General features: G+C 64.1%; 11 protein-coding genes. 5 read left to right on the top strand and 6 right to left on the bottom strand.

The window, feature by feature from the left end:
• Positions 1 to 305 precede the first annotated feature (305 nt).
• Complete coding sequence (locus tag BBA01S_RS39680; RefSeq protein ID WP_042295605.1) at positions 306 to 2435, top strand: site-specific recombinase; 2130 nt, start codon at positions 306 to 308, stop codon at positions 2433 to 2435.
• 27 nt (positions 2436 to 2462) lie between these two features.
• Here the strand turns inward: BBA01S_RS39680 and BBA01S_RS01915 are convergent, their stop codons facing one another.
• Positions 2463 to 3158 (bottom strand): aspartate/glutamate racemase family protein, encoded by a 696-nt coding sequence (locus tag BBA01S_RS01915; RefSeq protein ID WP_027814960.1) that lies wholly within the window; start codon positions 3156 to 3158, stop codon positions 2463 to 2465.
• 213 nt (positions 3159 to 3371) lie between these two features.
• Between BBA01S_RS01915 and BBA01S_RS01910 the strand changes: the two genes are divergently transcribed.
• The gene (locus BBA01S_RS01910; RefSeq protein WP_027814959.1) at positions 3372 to 4658 is read left to right on the top strand and encodes an amidohydrolase family protein; all 1287 of its coding nucleotides are present in this window, start codon (positions 3372 to 3374) and stop codon (positions 4656 to 4658) included.
• 74 nt (positions 4659 to 4732) lie between these two features.
• On the opposite strand, the gene BBA01S_RS01905 is transcribed toward BBA01S_RS01910, so the two are convergent.
• The 4 genes from BBA01S_RS01905 to fixL form a co-directional block, all read right to left on the bottom strand.
• Positions 4733 to 6829 (bottom strand): M3 family metallopeptidase, encoded by a 2097-nt coding sequence (locus BBA01S_RS01905; protein ID WP_027814958.1) that lies wholly within the window; start codon positions 6827 to 6829, stop codon positions 4733 to 4735.
• Positions 6830 to 7147: 318 nt separating this feature from the next.
• Complete coding sequence (folD, locus tag BBA01S_RS01900; RefSeq protein ID WP_027814957.1) at positions 7148 to 8002, bottom strand: bifunctional methylenetetrahydrofolate dehydrogenase/methenyltetrahydrofolate cyclohydrolase FolD; 855 nt, start codon at positions 8000 to 8002, stop codon at positions 7148 to 7150.
• A 300-nt stretch (positions 8003 to 8302) separates the two neighbouring features.
• Positions 8303 to 8962 (bottom strand): oxygen response regulator transcription factor FixJ, encoded by a 660-nt coding sequence (gene fixJ, locus BBA01S_RS01895; RefSeq protein WP_027814956.1) that lies wholly within the window; start codon positions 8960 to 8962, stop codon positions 8303 to 8305.
• Positions 8959 to 11475: an oxygen sensor histidine kinase FixL gene (fixL, locus tag BBA01S_RS01890; RefSeq protein ID WP_027814955.1), complete on the bottom strand. Its 2517-nt coding sequence runs from the start codon at positions 11473 to 11475 to the stop codon at positions 8959 to 8961. Before fixL ends, fixJ begins: the two co-directional genes overlap by 4 nt.
• Before the next feature lie 298 nt (positions 11476 to 11773).
• Here fixL and aceE point away from each other — a divergent pair, with 298 nt between their 5' ends.
• The 3 genes from aceE (at position 11774) to lpdA (ending at position 18082) form a co-directional block, all read left to right on the top strand.
• Positions 11774 to 14470 (top strand): pyruvate dehydrogenase (acetyl-transferring), homodimeric type, encoded by a 2697-nt coding sequence (aceE, locus tag BBA01S_RS01885; protein WP_027814954.1) that lies wholly within the window; start codon positions 11774 to 11776, stop codon positions 14468 to 14470.
• Between the two features lie 78 nt (positions 14471 to 14548).
• Complete coding sequence (aceF, locus tag BBA01S_RS01880; RefSeq protein ID WP_027814953.1) at positions 14549 to 16216, top strand: dihydrolipoyllysine-residue acetyltransferase; 1668 nt, start codon at positions 14549 to 14551, stop codon at positions 16214 to 16216.
• Between the two features lie 93 nt (positions 16217 to 16309).
• On the top strand, positions 16310 to 18082 hold the full coding sequence (lpdA, locus tag BBA01S_RS01875) for a dihydrolipoyl dehydrogenase (RefSeq protein ID WP_027814952.1): 1773 nt from the start codon (positions 16310 to 16312) through the stop codon (positions 18080 to 18082).
• Positions 18083 to 18357: 275 nt separating this feature from the next.
• On the opposite strand, the gene BBA01S_RS01870 is transcribed toward lpdA, so the two are convergent.
• Complete coding sequence (locus BBA01S_RS01870) at positions 18358 to 18930, bottom strand: phasin family protein (RefSeq protein WP_027814951.1); 573 nt, start codon at positions 18928 to 18930, stop codon at positions 18358 to 18360.
• Positions 18931 to 19122 lie beyond the last annotated feature (192 nt).

Here is a 19122-nt window from a genome sequence, read left to right as displayed (position 1 = left end):
CCGCCCTTTGCGGGTTTTTTGCATTGCGCCGTTGACTCACCGCATATCCACGGCTGCTTGCGTCACGCCGCAATCGCGATGGTGCTTCCGTCCGGTGCGCCGCGACCATTTGGGGCAACTTGACCGCTGACAACTCGCGGCGACATCGCGCTTTCGCCGCTGCAATGCTGCCCGTAACCTTCTGCGCTTGCGTGCATTCGCCGTTGACCTTTCGGGTTCCCCGCTCTGTCCCTTGCCGTCAGCACTGCCCCCATCTTCGCGTTCCGTCGTTATCCGGTCGGGCGCAATGTTTCGTCCCGCAGCCCATGAAGAAATCCGTTACTCCTGAAAAGTACCAGTCGGTGCTCGAACACGTTTTGCAGCGTTTCGTCGATTCCAACGAGTCCGATATCGTGCTCCTGAACGACCTCGTCAGCAGCGTGCGGCCGCGCCGCGCATCCGATGGCGAGGCGGCCAGGCACGCCGTCTACACGCTTTGCTTCCTGCTTGAGCACAGCGCCGACTATCGGGCCGCGCTGCGCGGTGCGCTGCGGCGTTTGCTGGGCGAGCGCAAACAGGTGACGCTGTACACGGACGTCGGCATCTTCCCGAACAAAGGCTTTTTCACGGAAGTCACGCACCGGCTTGTTCGCAGCACGTTGCTGCCCGACCTGTTCGACCTCGGTCAGTTGCGCGACGTGATCGCCAAGGTCTTCAAGCGGGCAAGCGACCATCTGTGGGTTCGCGAGATGGGCATTGACGCATGGACTGACTTGCTGCGCGCGCTGCGCTTCGACGAGGAGGCGGGGCAAGAGGGCGCACGTGCCGCGCAGGACGCTGCGCCGCCATTGCATCAATTGCTTGAAGCGTTGCGCGTGCTGTCTTACCGGATTGCCGCGATTGGCCTCGAACCCGAGATGCTGCGGCACGATACGACGCTTGACTCGCTGCACTCGCCGTTCATTGCGCAGAACCAGGAAATGCTGGCCTACATCGCGAGCTTCGATGCATCGTCCGGCGCGGCACGGCAGTGTGCCGACGCATGCGACGACGACGGCGACACCATGCTGGCGGTCGCGGCCGGCGTCGACTCGCAACACCTCGCCGTCCTGCTCGACCAGTGCCGCGCCGTGGGTGACCGGATCCGGCGGCGCGCCGCGCGTGCCGGCACCAGCGTCTCGCTGACGCTGCACCTGCTGCGGCTGAACCAGCATCTGTCTCGCGCGGAAAGCCTGATTGGCGTCGTCGCCGCCCTGCGCGAGGAGCGCGGTGATGACATCGTCCTGCCCATGATCGCCACGCTGGCTTCCGGACTGATTCAGGCGGAATGCTGCCGCAACAACCTGCGCGATTACTTCCGCCAGAATGTCGAGCTGATCGCCTTGCGCGTGACGGAGAATGCCGGCCAGGCCGGCGAGCACTACATCGCGGCCAGTCGAAGGGATTACTTCGCGCTGCTGCGCTCGGCGCTTCTGGGCGGTTGCATCATCGGCTTCATGTCGGCGCTCAAGTTTCTCATCGCGGGATGTGGCTGGACGCCGCTCAACGAATCGTTCGGCTTTGGGCTCAACTACGGGCTCGGCTTCGTGCTGATTCACGTCCTGCGCGGCACAGTGGCCACCAAGCAGCCTGCGATGACGGCCCATGTTCTCGCGGCGGCCATCAAGGACAGCAGCCGCAAGGGCGGGCGCGACCTGGAGCACCTCGTCACCCTCATTGTTCGCACCATGCGCAGCCAGACCGCGGCGATCCTGGGCAATGTCGCGCTGGCCGTGCCGGTCGCGATGCTCATTGGGCTCGCGTACCGGGAGCTGATGGGGCATCCGATCATCAGCGCCACGAGGGCGACCGGCCTGCTCAACGAGGTGGCGTTCAAACCGTCGACGCTCGTCTACGCGGCGCTCGCGGGCGTCTGTCTTTTTCTTGCTGGCCAGATCAATGGCTACTGCGACAACCTGTGTATCTATGAGCGCATTCCCGAGCGCATCACGCATATCCGCTGGGCGAGGCGAGTGTTCGGCGAGCGCAACCTGCCGCGTATTGCCAACTACGTCAGGGGCAATCTCGGGGCGCTGATCGGCAACTTTGTCTTTGGTTTCATGCTGAGCGGGGTGTGGGTGGCCGGCATGTTGCTCGGGCTGCCGCTCGACATCCGGCACGTCGCGTTCGCGTCGACGTACTCGGGCTTCGCGAGTGTTTCGCTCAATTTCGCGGTGCCTCATGCATTGATGCTGACCGCGATAGCGGGCACCTGGGCAATCGGCGCGATCAACCTGTTCGTGAGCTTCAGTCTGGCGATGTGGGTCGCGCTGCGTGCGCGCAGCGTGACTTTCGCTGAAACGCGCCGTCTGCTCGGCGGCGTGCTGAGCCGCCTGCGCCATCATCCAAGGGAGTTCTTTTTCCCGCCGCGCGTCCATCCGGCAGCGGGTCACGATGCGCATGGCGAGGCGCACTGAGTCAGGGCCCGCTGTCGATGCGGGCGCTCAGCCCTGCAAGGCCCAGTCCACCGCGGCCTGCGCATGCAGCGCGGTGGTGTCGAACACCGGCAACCTCGAATCGTTCTGGCCAATCAGCAGCGTGATTTCCGTGCAACCCAGAATCACGCCCTGTGCGCCTTGCGCAGCGAGGTCGTCGATCACACGCTGATACACGCGACGCGATTGCGCGTCCACGTTGCCATGGCACAGCTCGTCATAGATGATGCGATGCACGTCCGCGCGATCGGGTTCGTTCGGCACGATGGCGTCGATGCCGTGCACCTCGCGCAACCGGCCCACATAGAAGTCCTGTTCCATCGTGTAGCGCGTCCCTAGCAGCCCCACGCGCGTCACGTTTGCCGCGCGCAGCGCTGCACCTGTCGGGTCGGCGATATGGAGGAACGGGATCGAGATAGCCGCTTCGATCGCGGCGTACACGCGATGCATGGTGTTGGTCGCGAGCAGCACGATATCGGCGCCGCCGCGTTCCAGTTGCTGCGCGGCCTGCGCCATCAAGACGCCTAGCGCCTCCCAGTCGCCCGCGCGTTGCAACGCCTCGATCTGCGCGAAATCGACGGTAGCCATCAGGCTGCGCGCGTTGTGGTGTCCGCCAAGCCGTGCCTTCATCTGGCTGTTGAGCAGCCGGTAGTACTCCGCCGACGATTCCCAGCTCATGCCGCCAATCACGCCAATTGTCTTCATTGCCTGCACCGCGAGTGGTTGAGATGTTCGCACGAGTATAGGCGTGGCGTCGCCGCTGTACAGGTACGGTTGTGCCCAGGTGTCACGATACGGGCAGGGGCGGTTTGCAGACACATCGCGCGCTCGCTGAGCCGCGCTCCAACTGTGCGCAGATTTCTGTCATCGCTAGAATCGGAACTCCGTGCATAACGAGACGCCAGCAAGGAGCCGTACATGGACTTGATCATTCGCCGCGCCGTGCTTGCGCATGGACATCCCGCCGGGCATTCGACGGTCGATATCGGCATCGAAGCGGGGCGCATTGCCGCCGTCGAGCCGCGACTGGACGCACCGGCACGCGAGGAAATCGACGCTGCCGGTTCGCTCGTTTGCGCGCCTTTCATCGACGCGCATTTCCACATGGACGCCACGCTGTCCTACGGCCTGCCGCGCGTGAACGCGTCGGGCACGTTGCTTGAGGGCATTGCGCTGTGGGGCGAGCTCAAGCCGCACCTCACGCAGGAAGCGCTGGTCGAGCGCGCGCTCCAGTACTGCGACTGGGCCGTCGCGCGCGGCTTGCTGGCGATCCGCTCGCACGTCGATGTCTGCGATCCGCGACTGCTGGCCGTCGAGGCGCTGCTTGAAGTGAAGCGCCGCGTCGCGCCGTATCTCGATCTGCAACTGGTGGCGTTCCCGCAGGACGGCGTGCTGCGCAGCGCGGGCGCATTCGACAATCTCAAGCGTGCTATTGCGATGGGTGTCGACGTGGTCGGCGGCATTCCGCATTTCGAGCGCACCATGGCCGACGGCGCGGAATCGGTGCGGCTGCTGTGCGAGTTCGCTGCCGAGAAAGGCCTGCGTGTCGACATGCATTGCGATGAGTCCGACGATCCGCTCTCGCGTCATATCGAAACGCTCGCGGCGCACACGCATCGACTTGGCCTGCACGGACGGGTGACGGGTTCGCACCTCACGTCGATGCATTCGATGGACAACTACTACGTGAGCAAGCTGATCCCGCTGATGCGCGAATCGGGCGTGGCGGCGATCGCCAATCCGCTCATCAACATCACGCTGCAAGGCCGCGCCGATACCTATCCGAAGCGTCGCGGCATGACCCGTGTGCCCGAGTTGATGGCGGCCGGCGTGACCGTCGCGTTCGGCCACGATTGCGTGATGGATCCGTGGTACAGCTTCGGTTCGGGTGACATGCTCGAAGTCGCGCAGATGGGCCTGCACGTCGCACAGATGACGGGCGTGGAAGCGTCGCGTGCGTGCTTTGACGCGGTGACGGTCAATCCCGCGCAGATTCTTGGCCTCGAAGGCTATGGCGTTGCGCCGGGCTGCGCGGCGAACCTGGTCGTGCTCGATGCACGCGATCCGATCGAGGCGATCCGACTGCGCGCGGCGCGTCTAGCGGTGGTGAGTCGCGGCAAGGTCGTGAGCCGGCAGCCTGCGCAGCGTGCGTCGCTCACGCTTGAAGGGCGGCCTGACAGCGTGGACTTCAAGCTGCATCGATAAAGCGCTACGGCAATAAAAAACCGCGCCCGGTGAAGGGCGCGGTCTTAAGGATGCTTCAGGCGTAAAGCGCTGGTTTATTGCGCCGGCGGCTGTTCCATGCCGTTATGACGCAGCAGCGCGTCGATGTTCGGCTCGCGGCCACGGAACGCCTTGAACGATTCCATCGCCGGGCGGCTGCCGCCCACTTCCAGAATCTCCTTGCGATAACGCGTGCCGGTGGCCGGATCGAGCACGCTCGACTTCGCGGCTTCGGCGGCTTCTTCGAAGGCTGCGTAGGCGTCTGCGGACAGCACTTCCGCCCACTTGTAGCTGTAGTAGCCCGCAGCGTATCCGCCCGCGAAGATGTGGCTGAACGTGTTCGGCCAGCGCGAGAACGGCGCCTGTGCGATCACGTGGTAGCGCTCGTTGATCTCGCGCGCGAGATCGTTCACGGTCTTGCCCTTCGAGGCGTCGAAGTCGACGTGCAGCGCCATGTCGAACATCGAGAACACGATCTGGCGCAGCGTGCCCAGGCCGCTCTGGAAGTTCTTCGCAGCGATCATCTTGTCGAACAGCTCGCGCGGCAGCGGCTTGGCGGTGTCGACGTGCGAGGTCATCTCGGTGAGAACGTCCCACTCCCAGCAGAAGTTCTCCATGAACTGCGAGGGCAGTTCGACCGCATCCCATTCCACGCCGTTGATGCCCGAGACCGACAGCTCGTCCACGCGCGTGAGCATGTGGTGCAGGCCGTGGCCGAATTCGTGGAACAGCGTGATGACTTCATCGTGCGTGAAGCAGGCCGGGCGGCCGCCCACCGGCGCCGAGAAGTTGCAGGTCAGGTACGCGACCGGCGTCTGCACGCCGTTGGCGTCGAGCTTGCGGCGCGAGCGCGCGTCGTCCATCCATGCGCCGCCGCGCTTGCCTTCGCGGGCGTAGAGGTCGAGATAGAACTGCGCGACGAGCGTGCCGTCGGCGTTCTCGACGCGGAAGAAGCGCACGTCGTCGTTCCAGACCGGCGCGCTGTCGTCGCGAATGCGTACGCCGAAGAGCGTCTCGGTGACCTTGAACAGGCCCTTGAGCACGAAGTCTTCAGGGAAGTACTGCTTGACCTCGTTTTCCGAGAACGAATAGCGGTTCTGGCGCAGACGCTCCGCCGCGAAGGCCATGTCCCACGGTTCGAGCTGCGCGAGGCCGAGTTCGCTGGCGGCGAATTCGCGCAGTTCCTGCCAGTCCTTTTCCGCGTGTGGACGTGCGCGCGTGGCGAGGTCTTCGAGGAAGCTCATCACCTGGGCGGGCGTTTCGGCCATCTTCGGCGTGAGCGAGACTTCGGCGAAGTTGTTGTAGCCGAGCATCTTCGCTTCTTCGGCGCGCAGCTTCAGTTGCTCGTCGACGATCGCGGTGTTGTCCCATTCGGGCTTGCCGCCGCCATAGACCGGGCCGAGTTCCGAGGCGCGCGTCACGTAGGCGCGATACATCGTCTCGCGCATCGCACGGTTTTCCGAGTACTGGAGCACCGGGAAATACGAGGGGAAGTGCAGCGTGAACTTGTAGCCTTCCTTGTTCTCGCGTTCGGCGGCTTCGCGCGCGGCGGCGATCACGTCTTCGGGCAGGCCGGCCAGTTCGCTTTCATCCTTGGCGTAGAACGCGTAGGCATTGGTCGCGTCCAGCACATGATCGGAGAACGCCTTGGCGAGCGCGGCCTGGCGTTCCTGCAGTTCGGCGAAACGCGGCTTCTGGTCTTCGGGCAGCTCCGCGCCCGAAAGGCGGAAGTCGCGCAGGGCGTTATCGAGAATCTTCTTGCGCTCGCTCGTGAGCAACTGGAACGAGTTGTGATTCGTGATGGCCTTGTACTTCTCGTAGAGCGCCAGATTCTGGCCGACGCTCGACCAGAATTCGGTCACGCGCGGCAGGTTCTCGCCGTAGACAGCGCGCAGCTCGGGCGTATCGGCGACGGCGTTCAGGTGGCCCACCACGCCCCAGGCGCGCGAGAGCGGTTCGGTGACGCGCTCGACCGGTTCGACCACGTCGCTCCATTGCGCGGGCGTCATGGGCTGGGCGGCGCGTTCGACGGCGGCGCTGGCGTTGGCGAGCAGCACGTCGAGCGCAGGCGTCACGTGTTCGGGACGGATCTCGCCAAAGCGCGGCAGGCCGGAAAAATCGAGCAGCGGATTATCGGAAAAGTTGATTGCCATGATGCGTCCTGTTCCTTCTGTCGCGGTTGATTCGCATGCGGATGTCGCATTGTGTGGGGCCGGGGCGGGCGGCTTCAATGCCGGGCGGCGAGACGTCTGCGCCAGGCTGCGCCCCGATAGATCGGTTATTGGGGCGCGGAGCCGACTTTCCAACCGGGTCATCCGAGCAAATTAACAGAAGTCGGGGCGCGGCGGCGTAACGGGCGCTCTATGGCGCTTGAAAGCGCGCCAGCAACAGCGCGACAAATCCGCGCCTCAAATGCAAAGCGGCCCGCATGGGGCCGCTTCTTTGCTGCATCGCTGGGTGGGGCGCTGCGCTTACGCGCCTGCCGCACGCTCCGCAGCTTCAATCGTGTTGACGAGCAACATCGTGATCGTCATGGGGCCGACACCGCCCGGCACCGGCGTGATGAAGCCGGCCTTGTCCTTCAGGCCCGCGAAATCGACGTCGCCGCACAGCTTGCCGTTATCGTCGCGGTTCATGCCCACGTCGATGACCGTCGCGCCCGGCTTGATCATGTCGGCGGTCAGGACGTTGCGCTTGCCCACGGCGGCCACGACGACGTCTGCGTCGAGCGTGTGTTTCGCGAGGTCGCGCGTCTTGCTGTGGCAGATCGTGACCGTCGCGCCCTTTTCGAGCAGCAGCAGCGCCATCGGCTTGCCGACGATGTTCGAGCGGCCGATCACGACGGCATTCGCACCTTCGAGGGGGATGTTGTACTCCTCGAACATCTTCATCACGCCATAGGGCGTGCAGGGGCGAAACAGCGGCTGGCCCGTCATCAGCGCGCCGGCGTTGGCGACGTGAAAGCCGTCGACGTCCTTCTCGGGGGCGATGGCTTCGATGACCTTGTGGCTGTCGATGTGCTTCGGCAGCGGCAACTGCACGAGGATGCCGTTGATCTTCGGGTCGTTGTTCAGCTCGTCGATGCGCTTGAGCAGGTCGGCTTCCGACAGCGTTTCCGGATAGCGGTCGTACGACGAGTGCAGGCCGTTGTCCTCGCACGCCTTGATCTTGTTGCGCACATAGACTTCGCTGGCCGGGTTGTCGCCGACCAGCACGACCGCGAGGCCCGGCTGATGGCCGCGTGCGGTGAGGGCGGCGGCGCGCGTGGCGACATCGGCACGCAGTTTCTTGGAGAGGGCGTTGCCGTCGATGATAGTGGCAGTCATGGTCGGTCGAGAATCGAGTGTGGCAAGGGACAGAAGCACGGGAGCGCGCCCGACGGGAGGGCGATTGCGCGGACGACGCGCGTGGCGGGCGCTGCTGTGAAGGCCGACATTATACCTGTCAGACGGACGCGACTTGTCGCGGCTGAACCGATTGGTGGCCGAACGGGACGGGAGATCGAGGTGGGAATACGCTACGCGGCCGCCCTGGATGAAACGGGGCGGCCGCGCTGTGGGGAGAACTGGCGAGCGGCCTGGCGGATCCCTTGAGCGGATCAGCCAGCCGCGGCCTTGTCGCGAAACTTATTGCTGCTGCGGCTGTTGCGCCTGCTGCGGCTTGTTGGAGAGCGCCAGGCGGAGCAGGTCGGCGACCGTGTTCACGTTGAGCTTTTCCATGATGTTGGCGCGGTGCGCTTCCACGGTCTTGATGCTGATGCCGAGGTCGTCGGCGATCTGCTTGTTCAGGCGGCCCGCGATGATGCGCTCCAGCACCTGGTGCTCGCGCGCCGTGAGCTTGCCCAGACGCTCGGCGGCCGCGCGCTGCTGCTGCACGTTGGTGCTTTCGCTGCGGGCCTTTTCCAGCATGCGCTCGACCAGCTTGCGCAGTTCGGCTTCGTCGAACGGCTTCTCGATGAAGTCCATCGCGCCTTTCTTCATGGTGGACACGGCCATCGGCACGTCGCCGTGGCCCGTCACGAAGATGATCGGCAGCGAGGCGTTGTCGGCGATCAGGCGCTCCTGGAGTTCGAGCCCGCTCATGCCCTGCATACGCACGTCAAGAATCAGACAGGCGATCTGGCCGGCTTGCTGCGCAGGCTGATAGGCGTCGAGGAATTCCTCGGCGCTCGTGAAGCACTGAACGCGGTAGCCGTTCGCTTCGAGCAGCCAGCGCAGGGAGTCTCGTACGGCCTCATCGTCATCGACAACAAAGACGGTTTCCTGGGTGGTGACTGGGCTGTTCATGGCTCTCCCGTAACGGTTTGTGGAGTCGGCTCGTCGCTGCCGTCCCGCGAGGAACGGTCCGAGTCGCCGATGGGCAGACTGCAATGGAACGTGGCGCCGCTGATGTGGCCGTCAGCTTCAATGTTGTTGACCACCCAAAGGCGCCCGCGATGCGATTCGATGATCGAGCGGCAAATATTCAGCCCCATGCCCATGCCGTCGGACTTGGTGCTGTAGAACGGTTCGAAGAGACGCTCGGCCGTGGCTTCGTCGACGCCCGGGCCCTGGTCCACGACGCTTACGCAGACGTTGCCGCCTTCGCGCTTCACGATCACGCGGATCACCGGGTCGATGGCGTTCGGGCGCGCGTCGGCCATGGCTTCGGCGGCGTTCTTCAGAAGATTGACGAGCACCTGCTCGATCAGCACCGGATCGACGTAGATCACGGGCATGCGCGAACGCATGTCGGTCACGATGCGGATGCGGCGCTTGCGTGCTTCGATTTCGGCGAGACCCACGGCGTCCGCGACGATGTCGGCGACGCGCGCGGCTTGCCGCTTGGGTTCGGAGCGCTTCACGAATTCGCGGATGCGCTTGATGATCATGCCGGCCCGCACGGCCTGTTGGGCCGTTTTTTCGAGCGCGGGCAGCAGGTTCTCGGGCGCGCCGCGGCCCGACTTCACCAGGGCGACCGTGCCCGAGGCGTAGTTGTTGATCGCGGCGAGCGGCTGGTTCAGTTCGTGCGCGAGCGACGAGGCCATTTCGCCCATCGTCATCAGGCGGCTCGTGAACTGGAGCTTTTCGTCCTGCTGGCGGGCCAGTTCCTGCGCCTGCTTGCGCGTGGTGATGTCGGTGGCGATCTGCATCTGCGCGAGGTGGCCGTCGACCCACTGGATGTACTGGCGGCGCACTTCGAACCACTTCTGGATGCTTTCGACGTAGATTTCCTGCGCGTCGGCGGCGCTGTCGGTGAGCGCGGTGGCGGGCAGGCCCGCGTAGGCGTCGACCATGTCGATCGAGTCCGACGAGGCGCTCGCCGAATCGAAGCCGCCGCCGCCCGCCAGTTCCAGATGGCCGTCCGGGCGGATGCCGAACAGGTGGCGGTAGTAGCGGTTCGCGAACAGCAGTTCGGCTTCGTCGGCGGCCAGCACGGACACCGCGGCGTCGAGGCTTTCCAGCACGGTCGTGAAGCGCTCGTGCGCGGCGGCGAGTTCTTCGCGCGCGCGTTTGGGTTCCGTGATGTCGGTCATCGACGACATCCAGCCGGTCTGGCGGCCCGAACTGTCGATCAGCGGCGACACATACAGGCGCGCGTGGAACTGCGAGCCGTCCTTGCGGCGCACGCGCAGTTCGAACCCCGAGGAGGGCGCCTTGCCGCGCAGCGTCATGTCGAGCTGGCGCTGCATTTCCGGATAGGCGTCGCGCGGCCAGTACGGGAACGGTGCATTCTTGCCCACCAGGTCGCTTTCATCCCAGCCCGTCATGCGACAAAACGCCGGATTGACGTGCGTGATCCGGCCATGCATGTCGAGCACGCGCATGCCGATCAAAACCGAGTTTTCCATCGCGCGGCGGAAGAACGCTTCCGCGTACAGCGCCTGCTGCGCCTCGAAGCGCTGGCGCGTGTGCTTCCACAGACTCCAGAGGCTCCACAGCACGAAGCAGGAGAGGCCTGCGACCAGCCACACGAGCGTGTTGTTCGTGAAGTTGGTCATCTGCGGATACGAGTACACGCGCACCGAGACGCCCTGGCCCGGCGGGTCGAGCGGCAGGTCGTAAAAGACGTCGCGCGGCAGGCGCGGGCGCGTCGAGGTCGTGGCGAGTTCGCGGTTGTTCGCGTCGAGAATCGAGATCTTGTACTTGGCCGACAGCTCGGGCGGAATGTCGTGCTTCAGGATGCCTTCGACCGAGAAGACGGCCGCGATCGTGCCAAGAAATTCCCGATCGCGGTATACCGGCGTCTGGAGCGTGATGTAGCCATTGCCGAGGTCGTCGTAAATGAGCGGCGAATAGACCTGACGGCGCGACGAGCGGGCTTCGGCGAAGGCAGCCTTCACCGCGTCGTCCATCTGCGAGTCGTTGGGCTTGGCGAGGCGCTGGCCGAACACCGGCATGGCCGTATTGGGCCAGCGCGGCTCCTGCTGGCTCGTGTACCAGTTCAGGTAAAGGATTTCCGGATGACCCTGCATGATGTCCGTGGTGGACGTCTGGAAATACTGCGGGTCGGAATGGCCGGTGGCGAGATCGCGCGAGAGCGCCTGCAATTGCTCCTGCGCGCCTGTCATGGAGAGGCGGATCTGTTGCTGGGCCCAGGCCACGTTGCGGTAGAGCGTGTCTTCCTGCTGCTGCTGCTCGCGGCGGTTCAGGCTCCACAAGATCAGGCTCATGACGATCAGGAACACCAGGATCGACAGGAGAGGCGTCAGCAAATAGGAATTCGACCACCACGGTCCGTGGTGCCAGCGGGACGGCGACGTGTCGCCGGGCGAACCGGGCGGCCGCGCCGAGCGTGCGAAAAGCCGTTCGGTCAACATGGCAAGGATTGTAGCTCAGCGTAAGACAGCGAAATGCCGCGAAAAAAGCGATAAATCGCCGATAAACAGGTTCAAACTGGCCGATATCGGCACAAGGGCGCGAACGATTCAGCGTGCGCTGCAACAATTTTTCGCATTATAAAATCCCATCCCGCAATTCGAAAATTTCCTTGCGCGAACGCGGAAGGCCTAATTACAATCGCCCGCAAAGCTGCTGCGGTCGGCCCGGTCACGTCTTCAAGCGTCGCTGCCCGCATGGTCCGATCAACAGCGTTCCCCTTACATCCAGGAGACGAGCATGTCCGCTGTACCCGACGAAGTCCTGAAGTACGTTGCCGCTGACAAGGACGAAGATCCCCAGGAAACCGCCGAATGGCTGGAGGCGCTCGATGGCGTCATCTCGACCATCGGCCCCGACCGCGCTCACTATCTGATCGAGAAGCAGATCGAATTCGCCCGCGTGCATGGCGAACATCTGCCGTTCTCGGCCAACACCCCGTACATCAACACGATTCCGGTCGTGGCCCAGGCGAAGAACCCGGGCGACCAGGACATCGAACACCGCATCCGCTCGTACACGCGCTGGAACGCCATGGCGATGGTCCTGCGCGCGGGCAAGCACACCAACGTGGGCGGCCACATCGCCTCGTTCGCGTCGGCGGCCACGCTCTATGACGTCGGCTACAACCACTTCTGGCACGCACCGTCGCCGGAACATGGTGGCGACCTGATTTTCGTGCAGGGCCACTCGTCGCCGGGCGTCTACTCGCGCGCGTTCCTGCTCGGCCGTCTGTCCGAGAACCAGCTCGACAACTTCCGTCAGGAAGTGGGCGGCGAGGGCATCTCGTCGTACCCGCACCCGTGGCTGATGCCGGACTTCTGGCAGTTCCCGACCGTCTCGATGGGTCTCGGCCCGATCATGGCGATCTATCAAGCCCGCTTCATGAAGTACATGCAGGCGCGTGGCATCGTGAAGACCGAAGGCCGCAAGGTCTGGGCCTTCCTTGGCGACGGCGAAACGGATGAGCCGGAATCGCTCGGCGCGATCGGCATGGCTGGCCGCGAGCGTCTGGACAACCTGGTGTTCGTCATCAACTGCAACCTGCAGCGTCTCGACGGCCCGGTGCGCGGCAACGGCAAGATCATCCAGGAACTCGAAAGCGAGTTCCGCGGTGCAGGCTGGAACGTCATCAAGGTCATCTGGGGCTCGCGCTGGGATGCGCTCTTCGCACGCGACAAGTCGGGCGCGCTGATGCGCCGCATGATGGAAGTCGTCGACGGCGAATACCAGACGTACAAGTCGGAGTCGGGCGCGTATGTTCGCGAACACTTCTTCAACACGCCGGAACTCAAGGCGCTGGTCGCCGACTGGTCTGACGATGACATCTGGAACCTGAACCGCGGCGGTCACGATCCGCACAAGATCTACGCGGCGTTCCACGAAGCATCGAACTCGAAGGGCCAGCCGACCGTCATCCTCGCGAAGACGATCAAGGGCTATGGCATGGGCGAAGCCGGCCAGGCCATGAACATCACCCACCAGCAGAAGAAGATGCAGGTGGATCAGCTCAAGAAGTTCCGCGACCAGTTCCGCCTGCCGATCACGGACGAGCAGATCGTCGACGTGCCGTACCTCAAGTTCGAGGAAGGTTCGAAGGAACTCGAATACATGCGCCAGAAGCGCATGGATCTCGGTGGTTACCTGCCGGCTCGTCGCCAGAAGGCCGAGTCGCTGCCGGTGCCGGCGCTCGACGCATTCGAGCCGCTGCTCAAGGGCACGGGCGAAGGCCGCGAGATTTCGACCACGATGGCGTTCGTGCGTATCCTCAACATCCTGTTGAAGGACAAGGCGATCGGCAAGCGCGTCGTGCCGATCGTGCCGGACGAGTCGCGTACCTTCGGTATGGAAGGCCTGTTCCGCCAGATCGGTATCTGGAATCAGCAAGGCCAGAAGTACGTGCCGGAAGATTCCGACCAGCTGATGTTCTACAAGGAATCGGAAAGCGGTCAGATCCTGCAGGAAGGCATCAACGAAGCCGGCGGTATGTCGGACTGGATCGCAGCCGCGACGTCGTACTCGACGCACGGCGAGACGATGATCCCGTTCTACATCTTCTATTCGATGTTCGGCATGCAGCGTATCGGCGACCTGGTCTGGGCCGCTGGCGACATGCGTTCGCGCGGCTTCCTGCTGGGCGGCACCGCAGGCCGTACGACGCTGAACGGCGAAGGTCTGCAGCACGAAGACGGCCACTCGCTCCTGTGGGCCGCTTCGGTGCCGAACTGCGTGAGCTATGATCCGACGTTCGGTTACGAACTCGCCGTCATCATGCAGGACGGTCTGCGCCGCATGGTGCAGGACCAGGAAGACGTGTTCTATTACATCACCGTGATGAACGAGAACTACGAGCACCCGGCGATTCCGCAGGGCGAGGCTGTAGCCGCCGACATCATCAAGGGCATGTACTCGTTCCGTAAGGGCGACGAGAAGGCCAAGGGCCCGCGCGTTCAACTGCTGGGCGCAGGCACGATCTTCAATGAAGTGATCGCCGCCGCCGACCTGCTCAAGAACGACTGGGGCGTCGAAGCCGACCTCTGGAGCGTGCCGAGCTTCACCGAACTAGCCCGCGAAGGTCACGAAGTCGAGCGTTACAACCTGCTGCATCCGAACGAGCCGCGCCGCGAATCGCACGTCGAGAAGCTGCTCAAGGGCACGGAAGGCCCGGTCATCGCATCGACCGACTACATCCGCGCACTGGTCGACCAGATCCGTGGTCTGGTGCCGCGCAAGTTCGTGGTGCTCGGCACCGACGGTTTCGGCCGCTCGGATACGCGTGAAAAGCTGCGTCACTTCTTCGAAGTCGATCGTTACTGGACGACGGTTGCCGCGCTCAACGCGCTCGCGGACGAAGGCAAGATCGATCGCAAGGTTGTCGGCGAAGCACTCGCCAAGTACAACCTCGATCCGTCCAAACCCAACCCGATGACCGTCTAACCCATCACCCCCTGTGCATCGCAAATGCGCCTCCCCGAAGCGGGGAGGCGTTCTTATGCGGCCCCGGAGACACTAACAATGAGTCAAGCGATCGAAGTCAAGGTGCCGGACATCGGCGATTACAAGGACATTCCTGTGATCGAGGTGCTGGTGAAGGCGGGTGATACCGTCGAGAAAGAGCAGTCGCTCGTTACGCTGGAATCGGACAAGGCGACGATGGACGTGCCGAGCCCGGCGTCGGGTACGGTCAAGGAAGTAAAGGTCAAGGTCGGCGACAACGTCTCGGAAGGCGTGCTCGTCCTCGTGCTGGAAGCCGGCGGCGCTGCCGCGGCTCCGGCAGCCGCACCGGCCGCTGCGCCTGCGCAAGCTGCAGCGCCCGCAGCCGCTGCTCCGGCTCCGGCTCCGGCAGCAGCCGCGCCCGCCGCAAGCGGTGGCGTGCAGAGCGTCAAGGTTCCCGATATCGGCGACTACAAGGGCGTGCCCGTCATCGAAATCGGCGTGAAGGTTGGCGACCGCGTCGAGAAGGAACAGTCGCTCGTCACGCTGGAATCGGACAAGGCCACGATGGACGTGCCGAGCCCGGTGGCCGGCATCGTCAAGGAAATCAAGGTCAAGGTCGGTGACGAAGTGTCGGAAGGCACGGAAATCGTCATCGTCGAAGCGGAAGGCGCTGCTGCCGCAGCACCCGCACCGGCTGCCAAGGCACCGGTCGAGCAGCCGTCCGACGCACCGCAGGCTGCGCCCGCCAAGGCCGCGCCCGCTGCGCCGTCGGCTCTCGCGCAGGCACCGATCATCCCCGCAGGCGAAGGCGGCGCACGCCGTCCGAGCCACGCTTCGCCGTCGGTGCGCAAGTTCGCACGCGATCTGGGCGTCGACGTTGGCCGCGTCACGGGCACGGGCCCGAAGGGCCGCATCACCCAGGACGACGTCACGGCGTTCGTGAAGGGCGTGATGACCGGCGCGCTGGCCGCTCCGGCTGCTGCTGCCGCACCGGCCGCCGGTGGTGGCGCAGGCCTGAACCTGCTGCCGTGGCCGAAGGTCGACTTCACGAAGTTCGGCCCGATCGACACGCAACCGCTGTCGCGCATCAAGAAGATCTCGGGCGCGAACCTGCATCGCAACTGGGTCATGATCCCGCACGTCACGAACAACGACGAAGCGGACATCACCGACCTCGAAGCACTGCGCGTTCAGCTGAACAAGGAAAACGAGAAGGCCGGCGTCAAGTTCACGATGCTCGCGTTCGTCATCAAGGCCTGCGTCGCCGCGCTCAAGAAGTTCCCGGCGTTCAACGCGAGCCTGGACGGCGACAACCTCGTCTTCAAGCAGTACTACCACATTGGTTTTGCTGCCGACACGCCTAACGGCCTCGTCGTCCCGGTGATCCGCGACGCCGACAAGAAGGGTCTCGTCGACATCGCGAAGGAAATGGCCGAACTGTCGAAGCTCGCACGCGACGGCAAGCTCAAGCCCGACCAGATGCAAGGCGGCTGCTTCTCGATCTCGTCGCTTGGCGGTATCGGCGGCACGCACTTCACGCCGATCATCAACGCGCCGGAAGTCGCGATTCTCGGCCTGTCGAAGAGCGCCATGAAGCCGGTGTGGGACGGCAAGCAGTTCGTGCCGCGTCTCACGCTGCCGCTGTCGCTCTCGTACGACCACCGCGTGATCGACGGCGCCGCTGCCGCGCGCTTCAACGCGTACCTCGGCCAGATCCTCGGCGATTTCCGCCGCGTGATCCTGTAAAAACGCTTCGACCGGCCAGCTCCCGCGCCGCATCGCTTGATTCAAGCCGATGCGCGCAGCGGCGGGCGGCCGGTCGTTCCTGAAGGGGACACCATGAGTCTCGTCGAAGTGAAAGTGCCGGATATCGGCGACTTCAAGGACATCGACGTCATCGAAGTCAACATCAAGCCGGGCGACGTGATCGAGAAAGAGCAGTCGCTGCTCTCGCTCGAGTCGGACAAGGCCACGATGGAAGTGCCCAGCGATGTCGCGGGCACGGTCAAGGAAGTGAAGATCAAGGCTGGCGACAAGGCGTCGCAAGGCACCGTGGTCGCGATCGTCGAAGTGTCGGATACCGCGGCTGCGCCCGCACCGGCTGCTGCTGCGCCTAAGGCCGAAGCGCCTAAGGCAGCTGAAGCGCCGAAGGCCGCTGCTCCGGCCGCCGCACCGCAAGCCGGCAGCTTCAGCGGCAGCGCCGACGTCGAATGCGACATGCTCGTGCTCGGCGCAGGCCCCGGCGGCTACTCGGCGGCGTTCCGCTCCGCCGACCTCGGCATGAAGACCGTGCTGGTCGAGCGTTATTCGACGCTTGGCGGCGTGTGTCTGAATGTGGGCTGCATCCCGTCGAAGGCGCTGCTGCACACGGCGCTCGTGATCGACGAAGCCGCTGCGCTGGAGTCGCACGGCATCTCGTTCGGCAAGCCGCAGATCGACCTGGACAAGCTGCGCGACTTCAAGTCGGGCGTCGTCAAGAAGCTGACCGGCGGTCTCGCCGGCATGGCCAAGGCGCGCAAGGTCGAAGTCGTGACGGGCCTCGGCTCGTTCATCGACCCGTACCACATGGAAGTGGCGGGCGAGGGCGGCAAGAAGATCGTCAAGTTCAAGCAGGCGATCATCGCTGCGGGTTCGCAGGCTGTGAAGCTCCCGTTCATGCCGGAAGATCCGCGCGTGGTCGATTCGACCGGCGCGCTCGAACTGCGTCAGATCCCGCAGAAGATGCTGGTGATCGGCGGCGGCATTATCGGCCTGGAAATGGCGACGGTCTACTCGACGCTCGGCGCGCAGATCGACGTCGTGGAAATGCTCGACGGCCTGATGGCTGGCGCTGACCGCGATCTCGTGAAGGTCTGGGAGAAGTACAACGCGAAGCGCTTCGCGAATGTCATGCTCAAGACCAAAACGACGAAGGCCGAAGCGAAGGAAGACGGCATCTACGTCACGTTCGAAGGCGAAAAGGCGCCGGCCGAAGCGCAGCGCTACGACCTCGTGCTGGTCGCCGTGGGCCGCTCGCCCAACGGCAAGAAGATCGGCGCGGACAAGGCCGGTGTGGCGGTGACGGATCGCGGCTTCATCGAAGTCGACAAGCAACTGCGCACCAACGTGCCGCACATCTTCGCGATCGGCGATGTGGTCGGTCAGCCGATGCTCGCGCACAAGGCCGTGCATGAAGGCCACGTGGCAGCGGAAGCGGCGCACGGCGAGAAGGCGTACTTCGACGCGCTGCAGATTCCGTCGGTGGCTTACACCGATCCGGAAGTGGCCTGGGCCGGCAAGACCGAAGAGCAGTGCAAGGCCGAAGGCATCAAGTACGGCAAGGCCGTGTTCCCGTGGGCCGCTTCGGGCCGCGCGATCGCCAATGGCCGCGACGAAGGCTTCACCAAGCTGATCTTCGACGAAGAGACGCATCGCGTGATCGGCGGCGGTATCGTCGGTCTGAACGCAGGCGACCTCATCAGCGAAGTCTGCCTCGCCGTGGAAATGGGCGCGGACGCGACCGATATCGGCAAGACGATTCACCCGCACCCGACGCTGGGCGAATCGGTCGGCATGGCCGCCGAGCTGTACGAAGGCGTGTGTACCGACCTGCCGCCGCAGAAGAAGAAGTAAATCTGCCCCGCGCCGCTTCGGCGGCGCGCGTGATGCAGCATCAAAGAAAAAACGGCGCACTCCGCGAGGAGTGCGCCGTTTTCTTTTGGGCAACGCTAGAGGCTGCGAGAGGCGCCGGAGCGAAAAAAGATTCCCGGTCGCCGGCGACCGGGCAAGCGACATGCCGGGCGGCATGTCGGAGCGTCAGATCCGGCGCGAGGCGCGCGCGAGGTTCAGGCGGGAACCTGCAAGCGGCTCGCGGCGCGCCCGCTCAATCCACGTGAGCTGGACTACGCTCAGGCGGGCTTCTTGACCGCAGCGGCAGCCGAGCGCGAAGCTTGCGAAGCTGCCTTGCTGGCGGCGGCGGTCGCGGCGTTGAAGTTGCTTTCTGCCATTTCGACGGCTTGCTTCGTCGCCTTGTGAACCGTTTCGTACGTCGTGTTAGCGGCGTTGATGGCCGACTTGATCACGGCGACAGCGGTTTCCGAACCGGCCGGTGCGTTCTTCGCGACGTTGTCGACGAGCGACTGAACCTTGCGGTTCTGTTCTTCGTAGTGGGCTTCGGCAACCTTCGCGAATTCGGCTTGCGTAGCCGAAGCGATTTCATAAACGTGGCGACCGTACGAGAGAACCTTCTCGGCGAGCGGCTGGGCATAGCTCGACTGCAGCGCGAAGAATTCCTGTGCATCCTTCGCCGACAGCGCGCGTTGCGCCTGTTCCTGCGATTCCGCCAGATTCGAGCGAACGGCCTGAAGGTTCAATTCGACGAGCTTTTCCACGCCTTCGAATGCCTTGCCGGTCAGACCGAACAGGGTTTCGAGGTTGGCTTTGTGTGCGGCGACGAATTGCTCAGGGGTCAGCAGACTCATGTTTACGCTCCTGGATGGTTGGCGGCCTCGTAGGTGGGTCGCCTGGAAGTAAGTGGCAAGACGCTGGTGATCTGCCTCACGCTTTAAGGCATTACGCGTTGCGCGCGCCTTTGTGCGTCGCAGCATTGAACCTGATTTTAGGTCGGCTGAAACGAATGTCAAGGACTTTTGATGCGGCGCACAATCTCATTA

The organism is Paraburkholderia bannensis NBRC 103871, assembly GCF_000685015.1.
GTDB classification, from domain to species: Bacteria; Pseudomonadota; Gammaproteobacteria; order Burkholderiales; family Burkholderiaceae; genus Paraburkholderia; species Paraburkholderia bannensis.
Note: the sequence above shows the minus strand (reverse complement) of the source record. Positions and strands in the feature narration are given on the sequence as shown.